This window comes from Nonomuraea marmarensis (genome assembly GCF_043197025.1).
Taxonomy (GTDB): domain Bacteria; phylum Actinomycetota; class Actinomycetes; order Streptosporangiales; family Streptosporangiaceae; genus Nonomuraea; species Nonomuraea marmarensis.
In genome coordinates, this window is record NZ_JBICRM010000005.1 from 89,327 (window position 1) to 109,661 (window position 20,335).

Annotated in this window: 18 protein-coding genes and 3 pseudogenes; 9 read left to right on the forward strand and 12 right to left on the reverse strand. The window is 67.7% G+C overall.

What is annotated here, in order from left to right; translation table 11 throughout:
• Positions 1–179: 179 nt before the first annotated feature.
• Positions 180–362 (forward strand): hypothetical protein, encoded by a 183-nt coding sequence (locus ACFLIM_RS09725; protein WP_393164129.1) that lies wholly within the window; start codon positions 180–182, stop codon positions 360–362.
• A gap of 695 nt (positions 363–1,057) precedes the next feature.
• Here ACFLIM_RS09725 and ACFLIM_RS09730 read toward each other — a convergent pair.
• Positions 1,058–2,179, reverse strand: coding sequence for an FAD-dependent oxidoreductase (locus tag ACFLIM_RS09730; RefSeq protein WP_393164130.1), 1,122 nt, complete (start codon positions 2,177–2,179; stop codon positions 1,058–1,060).
• 479 nt (positions 2,180–2,658) lie between these two features.
• On the opposite strand from ACFLIM_RS09730, the pseudogene ACFLIM_RS09735 reads away from it, so the two are divergent.
• Positions 2,659–2,967 (forward strand): annotated as a pseudogene (locus ACFLIM_RS09735) (DUF4158 domain-containing protein); the annotation flags it as partial.
• A gap of 423 nt (positions 2,968–3,390) precedes the next feature.
• On the opposite strand, the gene ACFLIM_RS09740 reads toward ACFLIM_RS09735, so the two are convergent.
• The 5 genes from ACFLIM_RS09740 to ACFLIM_RS09760 form a co-directional block, all read right to left on the reverse strand.
• Entirely contained in the window at positions 3,391–4,059 is a 669-nt protein-coding gene (locus ACFLIM_RS09740) for an NADPH-dependent F420 reductase (protein ID WP_393164131.1), read from the reverse strand.
• Between the two features lie 72 nt (positions 4,060–4,131).
• Complete coding sequence (locus ACFLIM_RS09745) at positions 4,132–5,076, reverse strand: SDR family oxidoreductase (RefSeq protein ID WP_393164132.1); 945 nt, start codon at positions 5,074–5,076, stop codon at positions 4,132–4,134.
• 52 nt (positions 5,077–5,128) lie between these two features.
• Positions 5,129–5,383 carry a hypothetical protein gene (locus tag ACFLIM_RS09750; protein ID WP_364235843.1) on the reverse strand — a complete coding sequence of 85 codons (255 nt, stop codon included), beginning with the start codon at positions 5,381–5,383 and terminating at the stop codon, positions 5,129–5,131.
• 25 nt (positions 5,384–5,408) lie between these two features.
• Positions 5,409–6,242: a CPBP family intramembrane glutamic endopeptidase gene (locus ACFLIM_RS09755; RefSeq protein WP_393164133.1), complete on the reverse strand. Its 834-nt coding sequence runs from the start codon at positions 6,240–6,242 to the stop codon at positions 5,409–5,411.
• Positions 6,243–6,301: 59 nt separating this feature from the next.
• Positions 6,302–6,925 carry an NADPH-dependent F420 reductase gene (locus ACFLIM_RS09760; protein WP_393164134.1) on the reverse strand — a complete coding sequence of 208 codons (624 nt, stop codon included), beginning with the start codon at positions 6,923–6,925 and terminating at the stop codon, positions 6,302–6,304.
• Between the two features lie 152 nt (positions 6,926–7,077).
• Between ACFLIM_RS09760 and ACFLIM_RS09765 the strand changes: the two genes are divergently transcribed.
• The 4 genes and pseudogenes from ACFLIM_RS09765 to ACFLIM_RS09780 all read left to right on the forward strand — a co-directional run bounded on the left by ACFLIM_RS09765 (position 7,078) and on the right by ACFLIM_RS09780 (position 8,560).
• The gene (locus ACFLIM_RS09765) at positions 7,078–7,548 is read left to right on the forward strand and encodes a MarR family winged helix-turn-helix transcriptional regulator (protein ID WP_393164135.1); all 471 of its coding nucleotides are present in this window, start codon (positions 7,078–7,080) and stop codon (positions 7,546–7,548) included.
• Positions 7,549–7,713: 165 nt separating this feature from the next.
• Positions 7,714–7,842: pseudogene (locus tag ACFLIM_RS09770) on the forward strand (pentapeptide repeat-containing protein); the annotation flags it as partial.
• On the forward strand, positions 7,824–8,123 hold the full coding sequence (locus tag ACFLIM_RS09775; RefSeq protein ID WP_393164423.1) for a pentapeptide repeat-containing protein: 300 nt from the start codon (positions 7,824–7,826) through the stop codon (positions 8,121–8,123). The pseudogene ACFLIM_RS09770 and the gene ACFLIM_RS09775, both read left to right, overlap by 19 nt.
• Positions 8,075–8,560, forward strand: a complete 486-nt coding sequence (locus ACFLIM_RS09780) for a recombinase family protein (protein WP_393164136.1) — start codon at positions 8,075–8,077, stop codon at positions 8,558–8,560. Before ACFLIM_RS09775 ends, ACFLIM_RS09780 begins: the two co-directional genes overlap by 49 nt.
• A gap of 215 nt (positions 8,561–8,775) precedes the next feature.
• Here the strand turns inward: ACFLIM_RS09780 and ACFLIM_RS50345 are convergent.
• A pseudogene (locus ACFLIM_RS50345) lies at positions 8,776–11,833 on the reverse strand (Tn3 family transposase).
• 202 nt (positions 11,834–12,035) lie between these two features.
• Between ACFLIM_RS50345 and ACFLIM_RS09800 the strand changes: the two are divergent.
• Positions 12,036–12,950 (forward strand): MFS transporter, encoded by a 915-nt coding sequence (locus ACFLIM_RS09800; RefSeq protein WP_393164140.1) that lies wholly within the window; start codon positions 12,036–12,038, stop codon positions 12,948–12,950.
• On the opposite strand, the gene ACFLIM_RS09805 is transcribed toward ACFLIM_RS09800, so the two are convergent.
• The 5 genes from ACFLIM_RS09805 to ACFLIM_RS09825 form a co-directional block, all read right to left on the reverse strand.
• A complete protein-coding gene (locus tag ACFLIM_RS09805; protein ID WP_393164141.1) occupies positions 12,940–13,449 on the reverse strand; it encodes a methylated-DNA--[protein]-cysteine S-methyltransferase in 510 nt (169 codons plus the stop codon). The two genes, ACFLIM_RS09800 and ACFLIM_RS09805, sit on opposite strands and share 11 nt — an antisense overlap.
• Positions 13,446–14,876, reverse strand: coding sequence for an AlkA N-terminal domain-containing protein (locus ACFLIM_RS09810; RefSeq protein WP_393164142.1), 1,431 nt, complete (start codon positions 14,874–14,876; stop codon positions 13,446–13,448). The genes ACFLIM_RS09805 and ACFLIM_RS09810 overlap by 4 nt, the downstream gene beginning before the upstream one ends.
• A gap of 202 nt (positions 14,877–15,078) precedes the next feature.
• Positions 15,079–16,020 (reverse strand): NYN domain-containing protein, encoded by a 942-nt coding sequence (locus tag ACFLIM_RS09815; RefSeq protein WP_125632505.1) that lies wholly within the window; start codon positions 16,018–16,020, stop codon positions 15,079–15,081.
• Positions 16,021–16,127: 107 nt separating this feature from the next.
• On the reverse strand, positions 16,128–16,337 hold the full coding sequence (locus ACFLIM_RS09820) for an acyl-CoA carboxylase subunit epsilon (protein WP_393164143.1): 210 nt from the start codon (positions 16,335–16,337) through the stop codon (positions 16,128–16,130).
• A complete protein-coding gene (locus tag ACFLIM_RS09825; RefSeq protein WP_393164144.1) occupies positions 16,334–17,923 on the reverse strand; it encodes an acyl-CoA carboxylase subunit beta in 1,590 nt (529 codons plus the stop codon). Before ACFLIM_RS09825 ends, ACFLIM_RS09820 begins: the two co-directional genes overlap by 4 nt.
• A gap of 35 nt (positions 17,924–17,958) precedes the next feature.
• Between ACFLIM_RS09825 and ACFLIM_RS09830 the strand changes: the two genes are divergently transcribed.
• Positions 17,959–18,735 carry an ABC transporter ATP-binding protein gene (locus ACFLIM_RS09830; RefSeq protein WP_393164145.1) on the forward strand — a complete coding sequence of 259 codons (777 nt, stop codon included), beginning with the start codon at positions 17,959–17,961 and terminating at the stop codon, positions 18,733–18,735.
• Positions 18,732–20,291 carry a hypothetical protein gene (locus ACFLIM_RS09835; protein ID WP_393164146.1) on the forward strand — a complete coding sequence of 520 codons (1,560 nt, stop codon included), beginning with the start codon at positions 18,732–18,734 and terminating at the stop codon, positions 20,289–20,291. The genes ACFLIM_RS09830 and ACFLIM_RS09835 overlap by 4 nt, the downstream gene beginning before the upstream one ends.
• Positions 20,292–20,335 lie beyond the last annotated feature (44 nt).

A 20,335-nucleotide genomic window follows, 5' to 3' on the forward strand; every position in this document is an offset into this window, starting at 1 on the left:
CACCGAGGTGACAGCCGTGCTCACCGAAGTCAACGCCTCCGACGCAGAGGCGGACGCGACGTGGGTCGAATTCATCGCCTGCGTCTGGCCGTGGCGAGTACGGGGAGGCGATCCACGGCCTGCTCGGGCCAGTCGATGAGCTCCTCGCCGACCTCGTGAAACGGGGCCAGGACAGCGACGTGTTCGCACAGCACCTACCGGCAGGCATTCTGAGCCAGGTTGCCTACGGCGTCGTGTTCGCCATCGCGGACAGCGACCTGTCGAACGGGACCCTCGGCGCCCGAGCAGCGACGATCACGAGCCTGCTGATGCTGGGAGTTCCCGAGACGCGCGCAATCGCTCTCGTGGGCGACCAGGCCTGACCCGCAGCACTCGAGCGGAGCCGCGGATCGTCCTGCTCCGGACACGACATCGACAATGCACCCGCCAAGAATCCGGTGAGAACAGTGTGATCGCGACGATGTGCTGTTTATCTAGGGTTGTAGGAGCCTTCCAGCAGGTCAGAGGATGCTGATCTCTTCTTTCACGTAGGCCAAGTTGACCGAGCTCAGCCCGGACCCAAAGAAGAACAGGCATGCGGCGAGCGCCTCGGGGTCGTGAAGAGCACGTCACTGCACTCCGACGTGTCGTCGCTGAGGTCGAGGTGGCCGGCGATCTCCTGCACGACCCGGCGATCCACCCAAGCTCGCCGGAGCCTGGTGATCGACGTGTGCGGAGCATGTGCGGCCGGGCCCGGAATCCGGCCTGCTTGGCCAGACGGCAGAACAGCTCATAGGCGGTGCCGCACGACATCGCCTTGCCCAGCGACGCGTGGAACAGGTTCACGAACGCCCGAGCAGGTAGGAGCGGGCCGACGCGCGAGGCTCAACCCGCCGGAACCTGCCCGCGATCCGGGCCATGACCTGGTCGAACATCGCCCACCAACGGGCAGGGTCTGGGCTATGCCGTGCGGCCACCGCACGATCTTCAGGAGTCCACACAACTCCCGATGATCACGCGATGGCCGTACCCGTTCCCCGCCAGGTCCGCGACAAGATCGCGAAACCGGACTGAGGTATCAGGAGTGATCGAACAGAGTGACTACGCTCTGCGGTGCTTCCCGGCCGAAGAAGATCTCCAGGTTCTTCGCCGAGCGGCCGGCGACGTCGCTACTACGTAGAAACAGCCGCTCTTCGTAGCCGGTGAGCGCGACCTCGATGTCGGGTTGCTCAACCAGCTTGCTCGCCAGGTCAGCGCCGTCGTACATGGCGAGGTTCGCACCCTCGCCGGCGAAGGGCGACATCAGATGCGCGGCGTCGCCGACGAGCGTCACGCCGGGCACCCTGTCCCATTTGAGCCCGACGGGCAGGGCATAGATGGGTCGCAGCCACGGTTCCGCGTCGCTCTGTGTCACAAAGGCGGTAAGCAGCGGCGACCAGCCATCGAACTCGTCGGCAAGTTGACGCAGGCCCGCGGACGGGTCGCCGAAGTCGATCGACCTTATCCACCCCTCGGGCTTGTTCAGCGCCACGTATCCGTGCACGTGCCCGTCGGCGTAGCGATGGGCGATGATGCCTTTGCCCGGCGCGACCGCCATCAGCGTGCCGCTGCCGATCGCGGCCACGCTCGCCCGACAGTCCTGGCCGCCCGAAGCGAGGGCGATCTCGATGAAGCAGGTTCCGCTGTAGAGAGGCTTGGTGGGGGTCAGCAGCGGACGCACCTTCGACCAGGAACCGTCCGCGCCGATGACGATGTCGGCGCGCGTGGCGGAACCGTCCGCGAAGGTGAGCTCGTAGCCGCCCTCCACACGGTGCCGGATCGAGGCGAGCTTGTGGCCCCACCTGATCGTCTCGGGCGCCAGCGAGTCGATAAGCAGGCGCCTGAGTTCGCCACGATCCACCTCTGGACGGGCCGAACCGGGGTCCGCAGGCATGTCGAACAGGATCGTGCCGTGGCGGTCGACCACGCGCTTGGCGTCCTCGCCCGGGCGGACCAGAGTGAGGAACTCGTCGTAGAGACCGGCTGCGCGAAGCGCGACCTGTCCGGTCTCTACGTGAATGTCGAGCAGGCCGCCCTGCGCACGGGTCGTGGCCGAAGCCTCACCCTCGTAGATTGTCGCGGCGACACCGTGAGCCTGAAGCACCAGGGCGAGCGTCAGCCCGCCCAGTCCCGCTCCGACAATGGCGATGGTCTTCTGCATGCTGCGCTCCTCTGTCGCGCCGACACGCGTCGGCGATGGTCAGCGCCAAAAGCGGACGGGATGCCCGATCTCGGCAAGGAGACGCTCACCGATCAGAACCATCTGCATCGATGTACGAGCGATGTCAGGCGGGTGGACCCGCGGAACATCGTTTTTCGCGACTTTGTAACTATAACTCGGCATCCGCCTCGCGATGACCGGGGCCGCTCACGCTGCGACGCACCGCGCCCGCCACGTTCATCCTGGCCAACCGCCTGACCGGCTCGGCGGTGCTCGGTGGTGCCGTTGGAGGTGATTGTCGGAGTGCTACCGCAAAAAGATGACACTCGCTCGCCAGCCCGGACCCGTTTCCCGCCGGGTAGTGCCTCTCGGCGCACCTGACTTGCCCAACATGCCGTACGGACCCCGGAGCGGTCGATATTGTAACGGTTTGATGACTCTGGGTTAGCTATCGGTGAGTCAGTCCTACTTTGCGGCGTATGCCGGTGGAGTTTCTGACTGACGATGAGGCGGTGGCCTTTGGCCGGTACGCCGGGGTGCCGGCGCGGGTGGATCTGGAGCGGGTGTTCTTCCTAGATGACGAGGACCGGGCGCTGATCGAACTCCGTCGTGGCGAGCATATGAAACTCGGGTTCGCCCTCTAGCTCGTGACCGTCCGATGGATCGGCACCTTCCTGGAGGACCCCCTCGAGGTGCCGGTGGTGGTGTTGGACTTCGTGGCTGAGCAGCTGGGGATCGCTGATCCGTCGTCGGTGAAGAAGTACACCGAGCGGGCCAAGACGAAGTTGGATCACCAGTGGGAGATCCGGCGGGTGTACGGGTTCAAGGACTTCACGCCGGTGGAGGCGGAGCTGCAGGCCAGGCAGAGCCAACATGGCGAACACGTTGGCGGCCAGGTTTCCGGCGGCCTGGCGGGTATGGGCGGTGCTGCGCCAAAGCTGTCGCTGCGAGAGGGGTACGGGCTGGTAGATCACCAGGTGATCACCTCGATCCACCGCGATCGGCTCATCGCCCAGCCCTTGTGGCACGGGCAGGCGGCTCAGCAGCGGCAGCATCGCCCGCTGGGTGTCGGGTACCTCGGCGTACTGCTGGACATGGCACATCCTGACGGATCCGGACGGCAACGAGTTCTGCGTCATGGCCCCGCCCGACGCCTACCGGACGGGGCCACAACACGACCGGACCATACCGCGGCCCGCGCCAACTTGCGGTTACCGCGTTGCGGTGGCCAGTGCCGCGCGGATGGCGTCCTCGTCGACCGACTGGCCCTTCTCGTTCGTGGACGGCCCGTATGGGGTCCCCCACACCGGCGTGTCCGTCGCCTGCCGCCAGCTATCGGCCAGCGGTCCCGCGTCCACGACGCTGTACCCGATGGATTCGATGAATTCGGTCACCGCCGCCTTCGCCGGCGCGGAGTCCCCGGCGATCGGCAGGTACGAGCGGTCGGCCGCCCCCGCCGGGCGGGCGAGTGACAGCAGGTGCTTGAAGAAGATGTTGTTGAACGCTTTCACGAGCATGGCGTCCGGGATGTACCGCAGCAGCAGTTCGCTCGAAGTGAGCGACTTGTTGTCGAGCCCGGGAATGTGCCCGTCACGCTCGGGGCCGTAGTTGCACGTGTCGATGACCGTCTTCCCGGCCAGTGGCGCGGCGGGCACGTTGGGGAACGCCTTGACGGGCACCGTGACCACGACGATGTCACCGGCCGCCGCGGCCTCCCCGCTCGTCGCCGCGGACGCCCGCGGCCCCAGTTCCGCGGCCGTATCCGCGAGCGTTTCGGGACCGCGCGAGTTGCTGAGCACGACCTGGTGCCCGGCCTCGATGGCGAGCCGCGCGATGGTACTTCCGATGTATCCGCTTCCGATGAATCCCACCGTCGTCATATTCTCAGCGTCCCTCCAGAAGAGCCGAACCCTTGTCATTTGCCGGGCTCGTTGCGATTCAGGTCCCTGCCGTCAGCTGGCGGAGAAGTAATGGCCGTTGTCCAAATCGGCGAGCAGGCCGGGCTGAGCGGGTTCCCAGCCGAGGGTCCGGCGGGTGATGAGGTTGGACGCCGGGTAGTTCTGCGTGACTATGTTCGCGAGGAACCCGAAGTATCCCGGCACCATCAGTTCGTCCACGGGAATGCTCACGGCGGGCAGGCCCAGACGGCTGCCGATGGCCTCGGCGATCTCGCGGAACGGGATGCCCCCGTCCTCAACGGCGTGCCAGTATTCGCCGGCCGGCCCCTTCTCCAGCGCCAGGCGGAACAAGGAGGCGGCATCGCGGACGTGCACGGCGTTCCACAGGTTCGCGCCGTCTCCGGGGTAGCCGGCGAAGCCCTTCTCCTTCGCGAGCGCGATCAGCGTGGGGAAGAAGCCGGCACGATCGGTCGTGCTGTGCATGATGTTGGCGAGCCGCACGACCGAAGACCGCACTCCCCGCTCGGCGAGGCCGATTACGGCGGTTTCCACGACGTTACGAGCCCGCAGGGTGCCCTTGTGCTCATCGCCGACGGGAAGGGCCGGGTCCTCCTCGGTGGCCGGTCGGCCCAGGATCCCCCCGTTCCCGGGCGAGCCTATGCTCCCCGCCGCGACCAGCGGCTTTCTGGTTCCCGCCAGTGCCTCGCCGTACGCGAGCATGATCGGGAGCTCCGCGGCGGCCACGGCGTCGATCCCGCCGGACGGAAGCAGGTCTTGCCTGTGCGCGACGTGGATGACGCCGTCGGAGTCCGCGGCCGCCTCCTTGAGCCCGTCGAGATCCTGGAGGTCGCCGCGGCGCACCTTCGCGCCGAGCGCGGACAGCACCGCCGCGGCCGTGTCCGATCGGGCCAGGCCGGTGACCTCGTGCCCGGCGGCGATGAGCTCGGGGACGATGTACGAACCGGAATGGCCGGTCCCGCCAGTGACGAAAACGCGCATGCTACTGGTCCTTGTGATTGATGTGGCGCGAGAAGTGGTGGTGCGGGCGCGCTCAGGCAGAAGTGCTGACGCCGAGGGTGAAGTTGAAGCTTCCCGCGCCATAGCGGCCCAGGCCAATCATCACCAGGCCCGTTCCCTCCAGCCAGCGCGCCATTCCCAGGGGGCCGGTGTCCATCGGCCGCAGCCCGAGGCTCTTGATGAATGCCGACACAGTCGCCTTGGCCTCAGCGTCGTCGCCAGCGATGAGCACGTCCAGCGGGTTGCCCTGCGCCAGCATGTGACCGAAGACGGTGTTGAACGCCTTCACGACGTGCGCGCCGGCGGGGGTTCGATCACCTGGCGAGCCTAGCGGCCACGTCCGCCCGGGCCGAGCGACGGACGGGGACCACGTGACCACGCCGGTGTGCCAGCCACATGAGCACGACGGTGGCCACCACACCGAACACCACGGCGTACACACTGCCCTCCGGTCCGAAGTCGCCGCCCGTGACCAGCGCGGGACCCGACATCGTCGCGTCCAGCAGGCCCTGCGGGGTGTTGCTGCCGGACACCTCGGTGCTGAAGATGGCGCTCGCGGCAATGTTCCAGCCGAAGTGCAGACCGATCGGCACCCACAGCTTGCGGGTGGCGATGTACGCGGCGGTCAGCATACCGCCTGCCTCGATGGCGATAGCGATGGCGCCCCACAGGGTGGCGTTCGCGTTGAGCAGGTGGATCAGGCCGAACAGCGAGCCGGTCAGCACGAGCGCGATCCAGGTTCCGGTCCAGCGCTCGACGTTCCGGAACAGGACACCGCGGAAGACCAGCTCCTCGGTCACGGCGGCACCCGCCATGATGCCGAGCAGGCCGACGGCGCTCGCTGGCGTGCCCAGGCCGTTGATCGTGTAGTCGCCTAAGAAGGCGATGTTCGCGATGACTGCCCCGAACAGCGCGATGCCGAGCAGCGTGCCCCAGCTGATCCCCGCGCCTGCTCCCTTCAGCGACACCTCGACGGGGGCCCGGTGCTCGGTGCGCCGCACCACCCAGCCGTAGACCAGGACCGCGACGACGGCCGTCAGCAGGCCGGCGACGAGCGCCAGCCAGGGGTTGTCCTTCACCGCCGCGGTGCCCAGACTGCCGAGGATCCAGACCGCCACAACCGCCAAGAGCTGCCATATCAGACGCACGATGACTCCTTCGTGAGAATCCGCGGCGGGAGCGCCGCGGGCTACTAGCAGGGGTGCGCTCAGCCGGGGAGGTCGACGCCGAGGGCGACGTCGAAGGTCCCCGCGCCGTTGCGGGCCAGGCCCATCAGCAGCGGCCCGACCCCTTCCAGCCAGCGGGCCATCTCCAGGCCGCCGATATCGAGCGGGCGCAGTCCGAGGCTCTCGATGAACGCCGACACGTCGGCCTTGGCCCGCGCGTCATCTCCGGCGAAGAACACGTCCAACGGACGCCCCTGGGCCAGCACGTGGCCGAAGACCGTGTTGAACGCCTTCACGACGTGCGCGCTCGCCGGGACTGCCTTGGCGATCTCCTGCGCACCGGACGTGCCTTCAGGGATGACGAGCCCGGTGGCGTCGGCGTTGAACGTGTTGGAGATGTCGATGATGAACTTTCCGGCCAGTGCGTCCCCGTACTGGGCGACGACCGGCACGGCGCTGGCGTATGGCACGGCCAGGACGACGATGTCGCCAACCGGGACGGCGCCGAATGTCCCGGCCGTGGCGCCGCCGCCGAGCGCGGCGGCCAGGTCCTTGGCCTTGGCCGCGTCGCGACCGACGACCTCGACGGCGTGGCCGCCCTCGACCGCGCGGACGCCAATGGCGCGGCCCATACCCCCCAGGCCGATAATGCTGATGCTGCTCATGGAGTGCCTGCTTTCTGGAGCTGGATAGGACGCCATGCCCCACCCGTCGTTGTCAACGGCTGTGTCATCGACGCCCCCCATTTGGTTAACGTGTGAACCAGAAGGTACGCCGCACTTGGTTACCATGTCAACCAGACGGTAAAGTGACGTGCGTGACCGAGCCGCGGTGGTTGGACGAGCGAGAACAGCAGGCCTGGCGCAGCCTGATAAAGATGCAGGACGGGCTGTCGGAGTTCATCGAGCGGCAGCTGCGCAACCGGTGCGGGCTGTCCGGCGCTGACTACCAGGTCCTGGCCCATCTCTCTGAGGCGCCCGAAGGGCGGCTGAGGTCGTTCGAACTCGGCCAGCTGTTGCGCTGGGAGAAGAGCCGCCTGTCGCAGCACCTGGGCCGGATGCAAAATCGCGGCCTGGTGTCCCGCGAGCGGTGCCTCGCCGACCAACGGGGGGCGGTAGTCGCCATCACTCCCCGGGGCAGCGACCTGATCAAGGTCGCGGCTCCGCAGCACGTGGCCGACGTCCGCGACGTGCTCATTGATCATCTCACTGCGACAGAGATGGCGATGCTCGTCACCATCGGCGACAAAGTAGCCGAACGGCTGGCGGCGCTGGAACACAAGCACTGATACCCGATCCCGGACCTCATCGCTCACGAACTGCGTGCGTGTCAGACCGCCGCCTACAGAATCCCGCGGGCGCCGGCACAGCTGTTCGCGATGCACGACCCACAGCTACGACCCGCTCAACGCCAGACTTGATCAGCGACATGCCCTTGGAAGGCGCGGCTCACGGGTGCGGGGCTGAGCTGGACGACGCTCACCCGCGCGGATCTCACCAACGCGACGCTGACACACGCGAACATGAGATTCGCACGACTGCGCTCAGCATCACTGGTGCGGATCTGTGCGGGGCGGCGCTGAAGGATGCTGACTTGCGGGGTGCGAACCTGAGCGGGGCGAACATGCGGAACATCACCGGCCCCGTCAAGGCGGCCATCCAGGCGCGGTGGCTACCACCGATGGCACCACTCTTTTCGGGTTCTTCGGTTCTGACCGAACCCAGACGGGGCTCGGAACTACTGCTACGGCGACCATTACTGATGATCAGGGGCGCCAAGGCAGCCCCGTCAGCCGCTCGCTGTCCCAGCATGCGATGGAGTACGCCCGCACCATCAAGCGGGCTGTCCCGCACCAGCGGGTGATCTTGACCGTGCACGAGATGAAGCGCCTGGGGCGCGGCGCCGCCGAGCTGCTGACCATCGTCGAGGACCTTCGTCATCACGACATCGAGCTCGAACTGCTGACTGGTCCGCTGCAGGGCATCTACAACCCGTCTGGGCATGGGGCGGCGTTGTTCGCCTTCTTCGCCGGGATGGCCGAGTCCGAACGCGAGTACATCCGGGAGAAGTCGCTGGAAGGTCAGGCGTCGGCGCGCGAGCGCGGCCGCCACGGCGGGCGGCCGAAGGTGTTCGACGCCGACATGATCGCCTACGCCCGGTCGCTGCGCAAACGCGGCGTGGCCGTGCCCGATATCGCTGGCAAGCTTGTCATTGCCACGGGCAAGAACAAGGGCCGGCACCCGTCTGTGGCCAGCGTTTACCGCGCGCTGGCCGACGGCGACGCCGCCGGGAGAGGGTGAGCTGATCGGCGCTCCGCGCGTGTGGCCTTAAGCGGGAATCCCTCGCGTCACCGCAGCTTGGAGCTATATCTGTTGGATTCTTCGTCAGGACTACTGGGACCCCAAGCCGTCGCCGAAGGGCAGCTCTCGTGGAACGAGCAGCTGGCCATCCGCATCCCAAGACCGCCTACCTGCACCGGAACGGCCAGTGGCGAGGACCCGAGCCCCACGGCTCGCTAAGGTCGCTGGCCGTTCGGTTGCTGATCAAGCCTCGCTTCGCCCGGCAGACTGGTCAGCTCCAGGCGGCGATCGGTTCGCAGCTGGATCTCGCCGTACGGGGTCATGTTCGAGTGGAAGATCGGGGTCAGGCCCCGCCGGTCGGCGTCGGTCAGCACGCCCTGCCACTCCGGGAGGGTGAGCGTGTCTTGAATCATCAACGTGTTGATCAGGCCGAGGCAGCTTTGGAGCACATGAAGACACAGCATGCCCAGTTCCTGCTCTTCACGCCGGTTGGAAGCGAGCTCGCCCCGCTTGCCGAACCGGATGTAGTCATTGACCCCGTTGTAGTTCTCCACCACGTTCAGCCCGGACTCGGTCTCCCGCTGCAGATCCCGGTCCCGTAGCCAGCGCGCCAGGAAAATCGACCGTTGGGCGCGGCCGACCTCCAGCATCGCGGCGTAGGCGGGGTGGGTGGTCTCGCTGGTGAACCGGCGCAGCAGGGCTTCGGTGGAGGCGGTGCGCAGCCGGATCGCGGTGGCGTACTTCATCATCAGGTCGTAGTTGTGCTCAATGATCTCCCACCGGATCGGCCGGGTCAGCGCTGGCGCCAGCAGCGGGTAGGACGACTGATCGCCTCGGCCGGGCACGTACAGCTTCATCTTGTTGATCTGCTTGAAACGGGCGATCAGATCGAAATCCAGGAGCCTGGTGATGCCGAAGCCGACGAAGGTGGCTCCGTGGGAGTTGACGAAGTTCTGCTCGATCTCCATGTCCGTGCCGTGCCGCATCGCTCCCTCGACCATCGCGTGCACCTCCGAGGCCGAACAGCTGATCAGCTGGCTGTGCACGGCCATCGACCCGGCGACGTCGACCGTCCAGTAGATCAGCACGCCGCGTTTGGCCCGCCGATACCTCGAATGCCATTCGGTGAAGATGTTCTGGTCGAACGCGGAGAAGTGGGTGGAGTCGGAGGCCACCGCTGTGGTGCCTTCGCCCCACAGCGCACTGTGCCTGGCGGCGAAGGTGGCGTTGGCGATGATCCGGGCCACCTCGCGGCAGGACTCCACGGTCAGGTAGCGGCGCCGGACGTAGCGCAGGTCGTCCTCGGTGTGCGGGTGGTCGCCGGCAGCCACAGCGCGCACGCCCGCTCCGATCCCTTAGGCGTAGATCAATAGCAGGAGCCGTTCGAACAGCACCTGCGCATCCAGGTGGTTCTGCGTACCCGCAGGGGTGAAGACGTTCAGGCAGCCGGTGCGCAGCGCGGTCTCCGTCAGCATGTCCATCAGCGGGACCACGCCCCACCGGGAGCGGATCGCCGTCTTGAGCCGGCGCAGGTTCCGCGGTTCGGGCGCCGGGTCCAGGGGTGTCAGGTGGATCGCCCCAGCGTTGCGCCGTTCTTCGATCTTCAGCCAGGGCAGGCCCTTACCGCCGAGCGCGTCGTTCAGCGCCGACAACTCCGCGTCCAGTTCCTCCATCAGCTCCGCGGTGAAGCGCTTGGGGTCCAGCGGTTTGCGGAGCTTGGCGTAGTTCTCCGCGCGGTTGGCCTCGAAGTCCTTGGGCAGGTCGTCGTCGGGGTTGCGCCACTTGTCGGCGCCGACCACCCAGATCTCCTTGCAGCGCAGCTTCTCCCGCAGGCTCTGAAACACCCCGCACTCGTAGACGGTGCGCAAGATCCGCTGGCGGCGTGTGCTGTCGGCCCGGTACATCAGCTCCACCAGCTCGGCCGGGATGATCCCTTCCACGGGGACGTGCTCGCCGAGCGCGTAGCACTTCATCCGGTTGTTGGCCTCTGCCTTATACCGCTTGATCAGCGCCAGCGCCTCCATCATCGGCGCGTGCACGGTGTTGGTCGAACCGAACTCCAGCGCCTCCAGGATCTGGATCAACCCGGTCCGGTAGTGGTTGGTGTAGGAGGCCTTGAACACCCGCTGCCGATACGACGGTGCCCTTGGCCCGGTACTCATGCAGCAGCGACACCAGCGTGTGGTGGCCGCCGGGCACCGCCGGGTAGATGACGTCCTCGACGCGCTCCTCCGGGGCCTCCAGCGCCGCCTCGGTCATCTTGAACAGGATGTTCTCCTTGCCCGACACGCGCTTCAACTCGGCCACGAAGTCGCCGATGACCTTCGTCTCCGCACGGGCGTTGATCCGGTGCACCGTGGCGATGAGCAGGTCGACCAGCGCGTCGGTGATCTCCCGGCCCCGGCAGAACAGGTAGGCGGCCAGCAGCGTCATCTTGATCTCGTGCGGGTGGCTGCGCAGATGCGACGGCGCCTCCGCGGCGACCCGGGCCCGCCAGCTGGCCAGCACCTTCGGCGCGACGTCGGCGAACAGATTGTCGGGGAGGCCGACCTTGCGGATCGCGTTCAGCTTGAACACCTCCCGCTCGATAGTCTTCACGCTGACGTTGCCCGGCTCCTCCCGGATCGCCGCGAACACGTCCACCCCGGCCACCTCGGCGGCGTCGAACAACGCGCCGTCGTCCTGCCGGGCCGGCTCCTGCTCATCTCCCGGGTCGGCCGTTTTCGCGATCATGGCGAGCATCCGCGCGACCGCTTCTGGGGGAATCCGGCTGCAGATCCGCGCGGTCAGCGCCTGCTCGGCCTGCCGCAGCCCCGATCCGATGATCCGCCGTAGCCGGTCCCGGGTGGGCGGCTCGATTTGCTCGTCCTTCAAATGCGCCAGCAGCTGCTCGCGCACGCGGTCGACCTGCCGCTCTTTCTCGCAAACGTTGACGGCCAGCCACTGTGCGGCCTTCTCGGCGTCGGCGACAGAGCAATCGCGGAAGCCGAAGTACTTGCGGATGTCGGCCCGGTGCGCCTTGATCGTGCGGCCGTCCCATTCATACAGCCCCAGCTCGGATGCGGGTACGTCCACCAGGCGTGCGACGTAGGCGACCGCCTGGTCGGGGATTTCACTGGGGCCGGTCGGGAACCGGCCGTGCACGGCATAGAACCGAAGCAGCAGCGCGAACCCGAGCTTGGTCGCGCCCCGGCGCCCGGATAACTGGTCCAGCTCGTCACCGACCAGCGTCCAGTTCCCGATCAGATCGTCCTCGTCCAGCACACGCGCCACGAGACATCCGGCTCTCTCGCCAGCGGGCAGCCCCAAGCCGCCCGCAGATCCCACGATTCCGGTGTCCATACTGACCGTGCTTGATCGTACGCGTCGAGGATCGGCGAAAGATTCGCTATCGCCCAAGAAAAGACCCTCGTTGACCTGCACTAACGCAATCCCGTGTACCGGGTGACAGCAGTCTTACAGACACCCCAAGACCATGTTGTTGTCGCTGATGGTGCTGTTCATCGCCGGGAACCTGCTCTCGGCGCTGGCGCCCTCGTACGGCGTGCTGATGGTGGGCCGCTTCCTGGCGGCCTTCGCGCACGGCGCGTATTTCGGCGTCGGCTCGGTGGTCGCCGCCGACCTGGTGGCACCGCAGAAACGAGCCAGCGCCATCGCCCTCATGTTCACCGGCCTGACCCTCGCGAACGTCCTGGGCGTGCCCCTGGGGACCTGGATCGGGCAGGCGTTCGGCTGGCGCGCCACGTTCTGGGTCGTGGTCGCCATCGGCGTGGTCGGCCTGGCGGGCGTGCTCGCCCGCGTCCCCCGTCAGCCGCGCCCCGCTCCCGGTGGCCTGGTGCGGGAGCTTTCGACATTCCGCAAGGGCGGGGTCTGGCTCGGCCAACATCGGCGCCTTCAACCTGGGCAACGCGATCGGCTCCTTCGCGGCCGGGCTCACGATCGACGCCGGTCTCGGGTACACGGCACAACCGGGGTGCCCCATGTCGATGGGTTCCGCGCAGCGGCGGGCGGTATTCGCGTCCTCGCAGAAGACGAGGAGCAGCACCGGGCACTTCAGGCGCGCCCGGAGGGTGGCCAGATAGACGGGCCAGGACCATTGCTTACGTTTGTCGTATTTCCGTTGTACCTCCAGCACCACCGCCGTCGCTGGCGTGTTGCCGTTCGTGAACACCACGACCGAATCGGCCCGATATTCCGTGGGGGTGCAGTCCGTGAAGTCGCCGCTGTCCAGCCGGGCTTCTTGGTAGGGGGATACGGAGACGCCGGTCTCGGCCAGCAATGTAGCCACAAGAGACGGATGCCCCCGGACGAGCTCCAGGAGGAACTCGTGTTTCTGCGTCGGCATGGCGAACGTATTACCGAATGCAGTCGAGTCATTACTATGGGTTAGTGATTCCTCCGGATTCGTGGGCAATGAGCCACTCTTTGACCGGTACGCCGTAGTAATACCCGCCATATCCCCCACCGCTCGGCAGCACCCGATGGCACGGCACGAACGGTGCGATGAGGTTCTGGGCACAGGCCGAGCCCGCCGCCCGGGCAGCTGTCTTCGGCAGGCCGGCCCGTACGGCCAGCTCCGCGTAAGACACGGTCGTCCCCGCCTTGACCTCGCGCAACGCCTCATGGAGCCGCTGGCGCGTGGGCGTGCCGGGCTGGGAGACCGGGATGGCGTCCAGCGCCGCCAGATCCCCGGCCAGGTATGCCCGCACGGCCTCGGAAGCGGGGCCGAGGTTGTCCACCACGTCCAGGCCCTCCGACTGCAGGGCGGGCGTGAGCCGTACGAACATCTCCTTGGGGTCGGCGGTGAAGCCGGCCGCGACGAGCACTTCCGCGCGGGACAGCAGGGCCAGCGGCCCCACAGGGGTCGGAACGAGCTGGGCAGCGATCATGATGAACTCCAGAGGTGCAGGGCGGCGTAGGCCCGCCAGGGCCGCCACCGTTCGATGTGGTCGTCAGGGATGCCCAGGGCGATCATGCGCTTCTTCAGCACGAGGTCGCCCGTGGGCCAGGCGTCGGGGTCGCGGAGCGCGCGCAGCGCGATGTAGCTGGCGGTCCACGGGCCGATGCCGGGTACCTCCAGCAGCCCGGCCACCGCCTCCGCGGGGTCCTGGCCGCCGTCCAGGTCGATGCGGCCCTCGGCCAGGCGGGCGGCCAGGTCCTTGAGCGTGTCGATCCTGCGGTTCGTCAGGCCCAGACCCGTGAGATCGGTCTCCAGGAGGTGAGCCGGGGTCGGGAAGAGGCTCTCGGGCGCGGCGGCCTTCGCGACGATGCGGCCGAGCAGGGTACGGGCGCCCGCCACCGAGATCTGCTGCCCGACGACGGCGCGTACGGCCAGCTCGAAGCCGTCGAACGTGCCCGGCACCCGCAACCCGGGCCGGGCTTCGACGAGGGGCCCGAGTGAGGTCTGGCCGAGGATCTCCGCGATCGCGTCCGGGTCGGCGTCGAGGTCGAGCAGCCGCCGGCAGCGGGACACGACCCGGGCGAGCTGCCGAGTGTCATCAACCGCGACGTCCAGGGCTATGTGGTCTCGTAGCGGTGTGAGCGTGATCGTCCCACCTGGTACGGCTCGCGCGTACGACGTCCGGTCCGCCACCTCCAGCCCAGGAATCGCACGGGAAGCCAGGAACGCGAAAACCCCGTCCACGTCGTACGGCTCCCGCCGGTGCAGCCGCAGCCTGAGCGTGGCCGGCCCCGCCACGTCAGCGTCCCGGAGGCTCGCCAGGTCGGCGGCTCGGGAAGCCGGCCCGCCCGCCGTGGCGCGCAGCTCGCTGGGCGTGAACCCGTACGTCTCCCGCATGGTCGCGTTGAACTGCCTGACACTCCCGAACCCCGCCGCGAACGCCACCTCCGTGACCGGCAGCCCCGTCTCGGTCAGCAGTTGCTTGGCCAGCAGCAGCCGCTTCGTCCGCGCCACCGCCAGCGGCCCGACGCCCAGCTCGGCCACGAACAGCCGGTGCAGGTGGCGCTCGGTGATGTGCAGCCGCCTGGCCAGCCCGGCGACGCCCTGCTCGTCGGCCGCCCCGTCGTCGATCAGCCGCAGCGCCCGGCCGATGAGGTCGCCCCGCAGGTCCCAGCCGGGATCGCCGGGAGAGAGCTCGGGACGGCAGCGCTTGCACGGGCGGAACCCGGCCGCTTCGGCCGACGCGGCGTGCCGGTAGAAGCGCACGTTGCGGGACGAGGGCGTACGGGCTGGGCAGATCGGACGGCAGTAGATGCGCGTCGTCGTCACCGCCGTGTAGAACCGCCCGTCGAACCGGGAGTCTCTGGCGGAGACGGCCCGATAGCAGGAGTCGAAATCGAGCTCTAGTGGCGACATGACTCCGACAGTATGCGCTTCCCAGGGGTGCTGACTGGCGGAAATCGGACACCAACGTCAAATGCCAGGTCAGCAGGTCAGAGGCAACGACTAGCAGGAATCGGACATGGTCGTTCAAGGGACGCAGGGCGGGCTTGTGCTCGGCGCGCCGCACGGGCCGGTACGCCCGTACGGCGGCCGCCGAGGCACTCCTGTCGGGGGGCTACTTCGACGAGACCCCCACTCCCAGGTCGAACTCCCGGTAGACCCGCGCCCAGAACCCGTCACGCAACCACACCCGCGCCTCCGGGTAGGGCCGCAGCGAGTGACCGAGCTCCTTCTCCGCCTCGATGAGCAACTCGGTGTCGATTACGGTCGGCAGTATCGGGCCGGGAAGCAGGTCCCGGATGTTGTCGCGCCCACGGGTGAGTATCCACTTCTGCGCCACGTGCTCGCCCACGTCCTCCACGCGCGGCCGGCTCGGCCCGAGCTTGGCCACCTGGCCCGGCTTGGCGTGCGGTTTGACGGGTGCGCGCCCGGCGAACACCTGGGCGGGCGAGGGAGCGGCGGCGGGTGGAGTGACCGGAACGGGCTGGGGAGCACGGCTGAAAAAGGGCCTCAGGAAATCAGCGGAGATCACTTCTACGGTGTCCGACTCCCAAACCAGGCGTTCCGCCTGGTTGGTGCCGTAAGGCGGTTCGACGCCCCACAAGTGGATGCGCACGCCGTACGCCTGCGCCGCCTCGACCGCCGGAACCATGTCCTCATCGCCCGCCAGCAGGATCGTGTCGGTGACCGCATGATGCCTGGCCAGTGCCTCCAGATCGCTCCGGATCTGCGCGTCCACGCCCTTCTGCTGGCCGCGGGCGTTCAGGTTGCCGAGTCGCACCTTGACCCACGGAAGCTGGGCGATGACCCGCTGGTCGACGGTGGGCACGCGGTCACGGGCTGCGTCATACCAATAGATCCGCAGAAGTTCGCCGGAAATACGTTCCTCTGCATGTTTCTGTAGACTCTGGATCAGTTCATCGGCGGCCACCCGATATTCCTTGCGCTCCTTCGCACCGAGCAGCACTTCACCTGCCGCCGCGTACAGATAACCGACATCCACTAGGACGGCGTACTTGGCTGCCACAGGATGCGGCATGAGGTCTGGGATGGCCATGTCGTCCTCCAGGCCGCGGTGTTAGTTGATCGGCTGACTATATACGCCTACTTTCTCTAGATAGTCCCAACTCCCGGGGAACTTGACACCCGATTCGCAGGATCTATCTAGGGTAGTGCGCTCATCTGCCATGCCGACTTCCCTGGGACGACAGGCTTACGCATACCTCTAGCCGGGTTTCGCCACGTTTGGCGTCGTGGAACTGGAGGAGTCTCCGGTTCGGCGTGCGAGCTCCGTCGCGCGGCCAGGACGGCTACCAAAGCGGCGAGCTCCTCGGGCGTGGCGTCGCCCCGGACAATGCGCAGATTGGCCGTCATAGCGGGATGTTCCCATGCTTCTTGGGCGGCAGCGTGGCTCGCTTGTTCCGCAGGGCCCGGAGCGCCTTGACGACTTGAGCCCGGGTTTCGGCCGGCCGAATCACGGCGTCGACATACCCGCGCTCGGCCGCGATATACGGGTTGGCCAGCGTGTCCTCGTACTCGGTGACGAGCCTGGCGCGCTCGGCCTCGGGGTCGTCGGAGGCGGCCAGCTCGCGCCGGTAGAGGATGTTGACCGCGCCTTGGGCGCCCATGACCGCGATCTGCGCCGTGGGCCAGGCCAGGTTCACGTCCGCCCCGAGGTGCTTGGAGCCCATGACGTCGTACGCGCCCCCGTACGCCTTGCGCGTGATGACCGTGATCAGCGGCACGGTGGCCTCGGCGTAGGCGTAGAGGAGCTTGGCGCCGCGGCGGATGATTCCGTTCCATTCCTGATCGGTCCCGGGAAGGAATCCCGGTACATCAACAAAAGTCAGGATCGGAATATTGAAAGCATCACATGTTCGAATAAATCTGGCGGCCTTCTCGGATGCGTTGATATCCAGACATCCGGCGAAATGCATGGGCTGGTTGGCCACGACCCCGACCGGCTGGCCGTCGACGCGGCCGTACCCGACCACGATGTTCGGCGCGAACAGCGCGTGGACCTCCAGGAACTCCCCGTCGTCCAGCACGTGCTCGATCACCCGGTGCATCTCGTACGGCTGGTTCGCCGAGTCGGGGATCAGCTCGTCGAGCTCGGGATCCGGCTCCAGGTCGGCGGCGGCCTCGAAGAGCGGCGCCTCGTCCAGGTTGTTGGACGGCAGGTACGACAGCAGCGCCTTGACGTATTCCAGCGCGTCGTCCTCGTCGGCGGCCTGGTAGTGGGCCACGCCCGACTTGGTGTTGTGTGTGTGCGCCCCGCCGAGCTCCTCGAAGGTGACCTCCTCGCCCGTCACCGTCTTGATCACGTCGGGACCCGTGATGAACATCTGCGACGTCTGGTCCACCATCACCACGAAGTCGGTCACGGCGGGGGAGTAGACGTGCCCGCCGGCCGCGGCGCCCATGATGAGCGAGATCTGCGGGATCACGCCGGACGCGTGCACGTTGCGCTTGAAGATCTCGGCGTAGAGGCCGAGCGCGACCACGCCCTCCTGAATGCGTGCGCCGCCGCCCTCGTTGATGCCGATGATCGGGCAGCCGGTCTTGATCGCCAGGTCGAGCACCTTGACGATCTTCTCGCCGTACACCTCGCCGAGCGAGCCGCCGAACACGGTCACGTCCTGTGAGAACACGCACACCTGCCGGCCGTCGATCGTGCCGTGCCCGGTGATGACGCCGTCGCCGTACGGCCGCCGCTTGTCCAGCCCGAACATCGTGGACCGGTGCCTGGCGAACTCGTCGAACTCCACGAACGAGCCCTCGTCCAGCAGCGCCAGCACCCGCTCGCGGGCGGTCATCTTGCCCTTGGCGTGCTGTTTGTCCACGGCCGCCGCGGACCCGGCGTGCACCGCCTCGTCGAGCCGCCGCTCCAGGTCGGCGATCTTCCCAGCAGTGGTATGGATATCCGGTTTGTCCGGCATCTCGTGTGCCGCTGTGCTCATGCGCGCAAGGCTAGTCCTCCTCCTAGAGTGGTTCCATGACGGATGCCGTTCGCACCCATGGCCTGTTCAAGCGATACGGCCCGCAAATCGCGGTGGCCGGGGTCGACTTAGTGGTCCCGGCCGGGAGTTTCGCCGGGCTGGTCGGTCCAAACGGAGCAGGCAAGACCACCACGTTGAGCATGATCACCGGACTGCTTCGCCCCGACGGCGGCTCGGCCGAGGTGGACGGGTTCCATGTCTGGCGCGATCCCGTCGAGGTCAAGGCGCGCATCGGCGTGCTGCCCGAGGGGCTGCGGCTGTTCGAGCGGCTGTCGGGCCGCGAGCTGCTGCTCTACAACGGCAGGCTGCGCGGCATCCCCAAGGCCGACGTGGAGCAGCGCGCGGGCGAGCTGCTGGCCGTGATGGACCTGGCCGACGCGGCCGACAAGCTGGTCGTCGACTACTCGACCGGCATGCGCAAGAAGATCGGCCTGGCCGCCGCGCTGCTGCACAACCCGTCGGTGCTCTTCCTCGACGAGCCGTTCGAGGGCGTCGACCCGGTCAGCGCCAACACGCTCACCGACGTGCTCCGGCGCTTCACCGCCTCCGGCTCGACCGTCATCTTCTCCAGCCACGTGATGGACCTGGTCGAGCGGCTGTGCGACTGGGTGTCGGTGATGAGCGCGGGCCACATCGTGGCGCAGGGGCCGCTGGCGGACGTACGCGGCGGGCGCAGCCTCAACCAGGCGTTCCTGGACCTGGTCGGCGGCTCGCGCGACAACGCCGAAGCGGGCCTGACCTGGCTCGGCGCCAAGCCCGGGGAACGCCAGTGAGCACCGTCCTGCTCTTCGCGCAGCTCAAGATCCGGCTGCTGGCCGGCAACCTGCGCGGCGACCTCCAGCGCAAGCTGGGCTTCATCTTCACCCTGATCATCGCCACCGGCCTGGCCGCGCTCGGCTTCTTCCTGATGAGCCTGCTCCGCCTGGCCCCCGACGACATCGCGGCCTCGCTGGTGATCGTCCTGTTCACGTTCTTCCTCGTGGCCTGGATGATCGTGCCGCTGATGGCGTTCGGCCTGGACGACACGCTGGATCCGGCACGGTTGTCGTTGTTCCCGCTGCGCACCCGCGAGCTGGCGGTCGGCATGTTCACCGCGTCCGTGACCGGCGTCTGGCCGGCCGCGATGCTGATCGTCACCTTCGGCGCCCTGGTCGGGCTCGCGACCGGCGTCGGCGGCTTCCTGCTCGGGGTGCCGGCCGTGCTGCTGCAGTTCGCGCTCTGCGTGGTGACGTCGAGACTGATCACCACGTCGCTGTCCAGCGCGCTGCGCACCCGGCGCGGCCGCGACGTGCTGGCCGTGGCCGCCCTGTTCGTGGTGGTGCTCGCGCAACTGCCCAACCTGGTGATGAACCGCGGCTTCGGCGACCCGGCGGCCATGTTGCACCAGATGGCGGGCGTGTTCAGGTGGACCCCGCCCGGCATGGCGGCGCACGCGATCGCCGACGGCGGGCTGGTCGGCCTGGCCGAGCTGGTCTTCCTGGCCGTCCTCGTGGTGGCGCTCGGCTGGTTGTGGATCAAGGCGCTCGGCCGGGCCCTGGTCACGCCGGACGTCTCCACCCAGGCGAGCTCCGTGCGCAGGGAGAGCGGCCTGGTCGACAGGTTCGTGCCGGACGGTCCGCTGGCGGCCGTGGTGACGAAGGAGCTGAAGTACATCAGGCGCGAGCCGAGGTTCCGGGTGGGCTGGTTCAGCGCCATCGTGGTCACCATCGTGCTGGCGTTCTCGCTGACCCGTGGCGCGGGAGGCGCGGAGCCGTTGCCGATCGTCCTCACCACCATCGGCGCCTTGATGATCGCGTTGCAGTCGAGCAACACGTTCGGCATCGACGGCCGTTCGTTGTGGATGAACGCCGTGGTGTTCGGCTCCGAGCGCGGCCTCGGCACCGATCTGGCCGGGCGCCACCTCGCCAACGCGCTGATCGCGATGCCGCTGCTGGGAGTGATCGCCGTCGCCATCGGCCTGTTCACCGGACATCCCACGATGATCGTCCCGGCGCTGCTGTCGGGGTGGGGCGCGCTCGGCATCGGGCTCGGCGTCAGCTCGTTGACCAGCGTGGTCGTCCCCTACACCCTGCCCGAGCGGATGAACGCCTTCAGCGGCGCCGCCCCCGGGCAGGGCGGCCAGGCGTTCGCCGCGTCGATCGGGTCGATGCTCGGCATCGCGCTGCTGTCGCTGCCGTTCGTGGTACCGGTCGTGTTCGGGCTGTACTGGGTATGCGTGGCGGCGCCGTTCTACGGGCTGCTCATCGAGGCGCTCGGCCGCCGGCTGGCCGCCAAGATCGGGTTCGCCCGGATGCCAGAGCTGCTAGGAGCCGTATCGAAGGCTACCTGACCAGTGGTCTAGTCCAATGGGCGAGACCGGTCTACGGCTTCTTC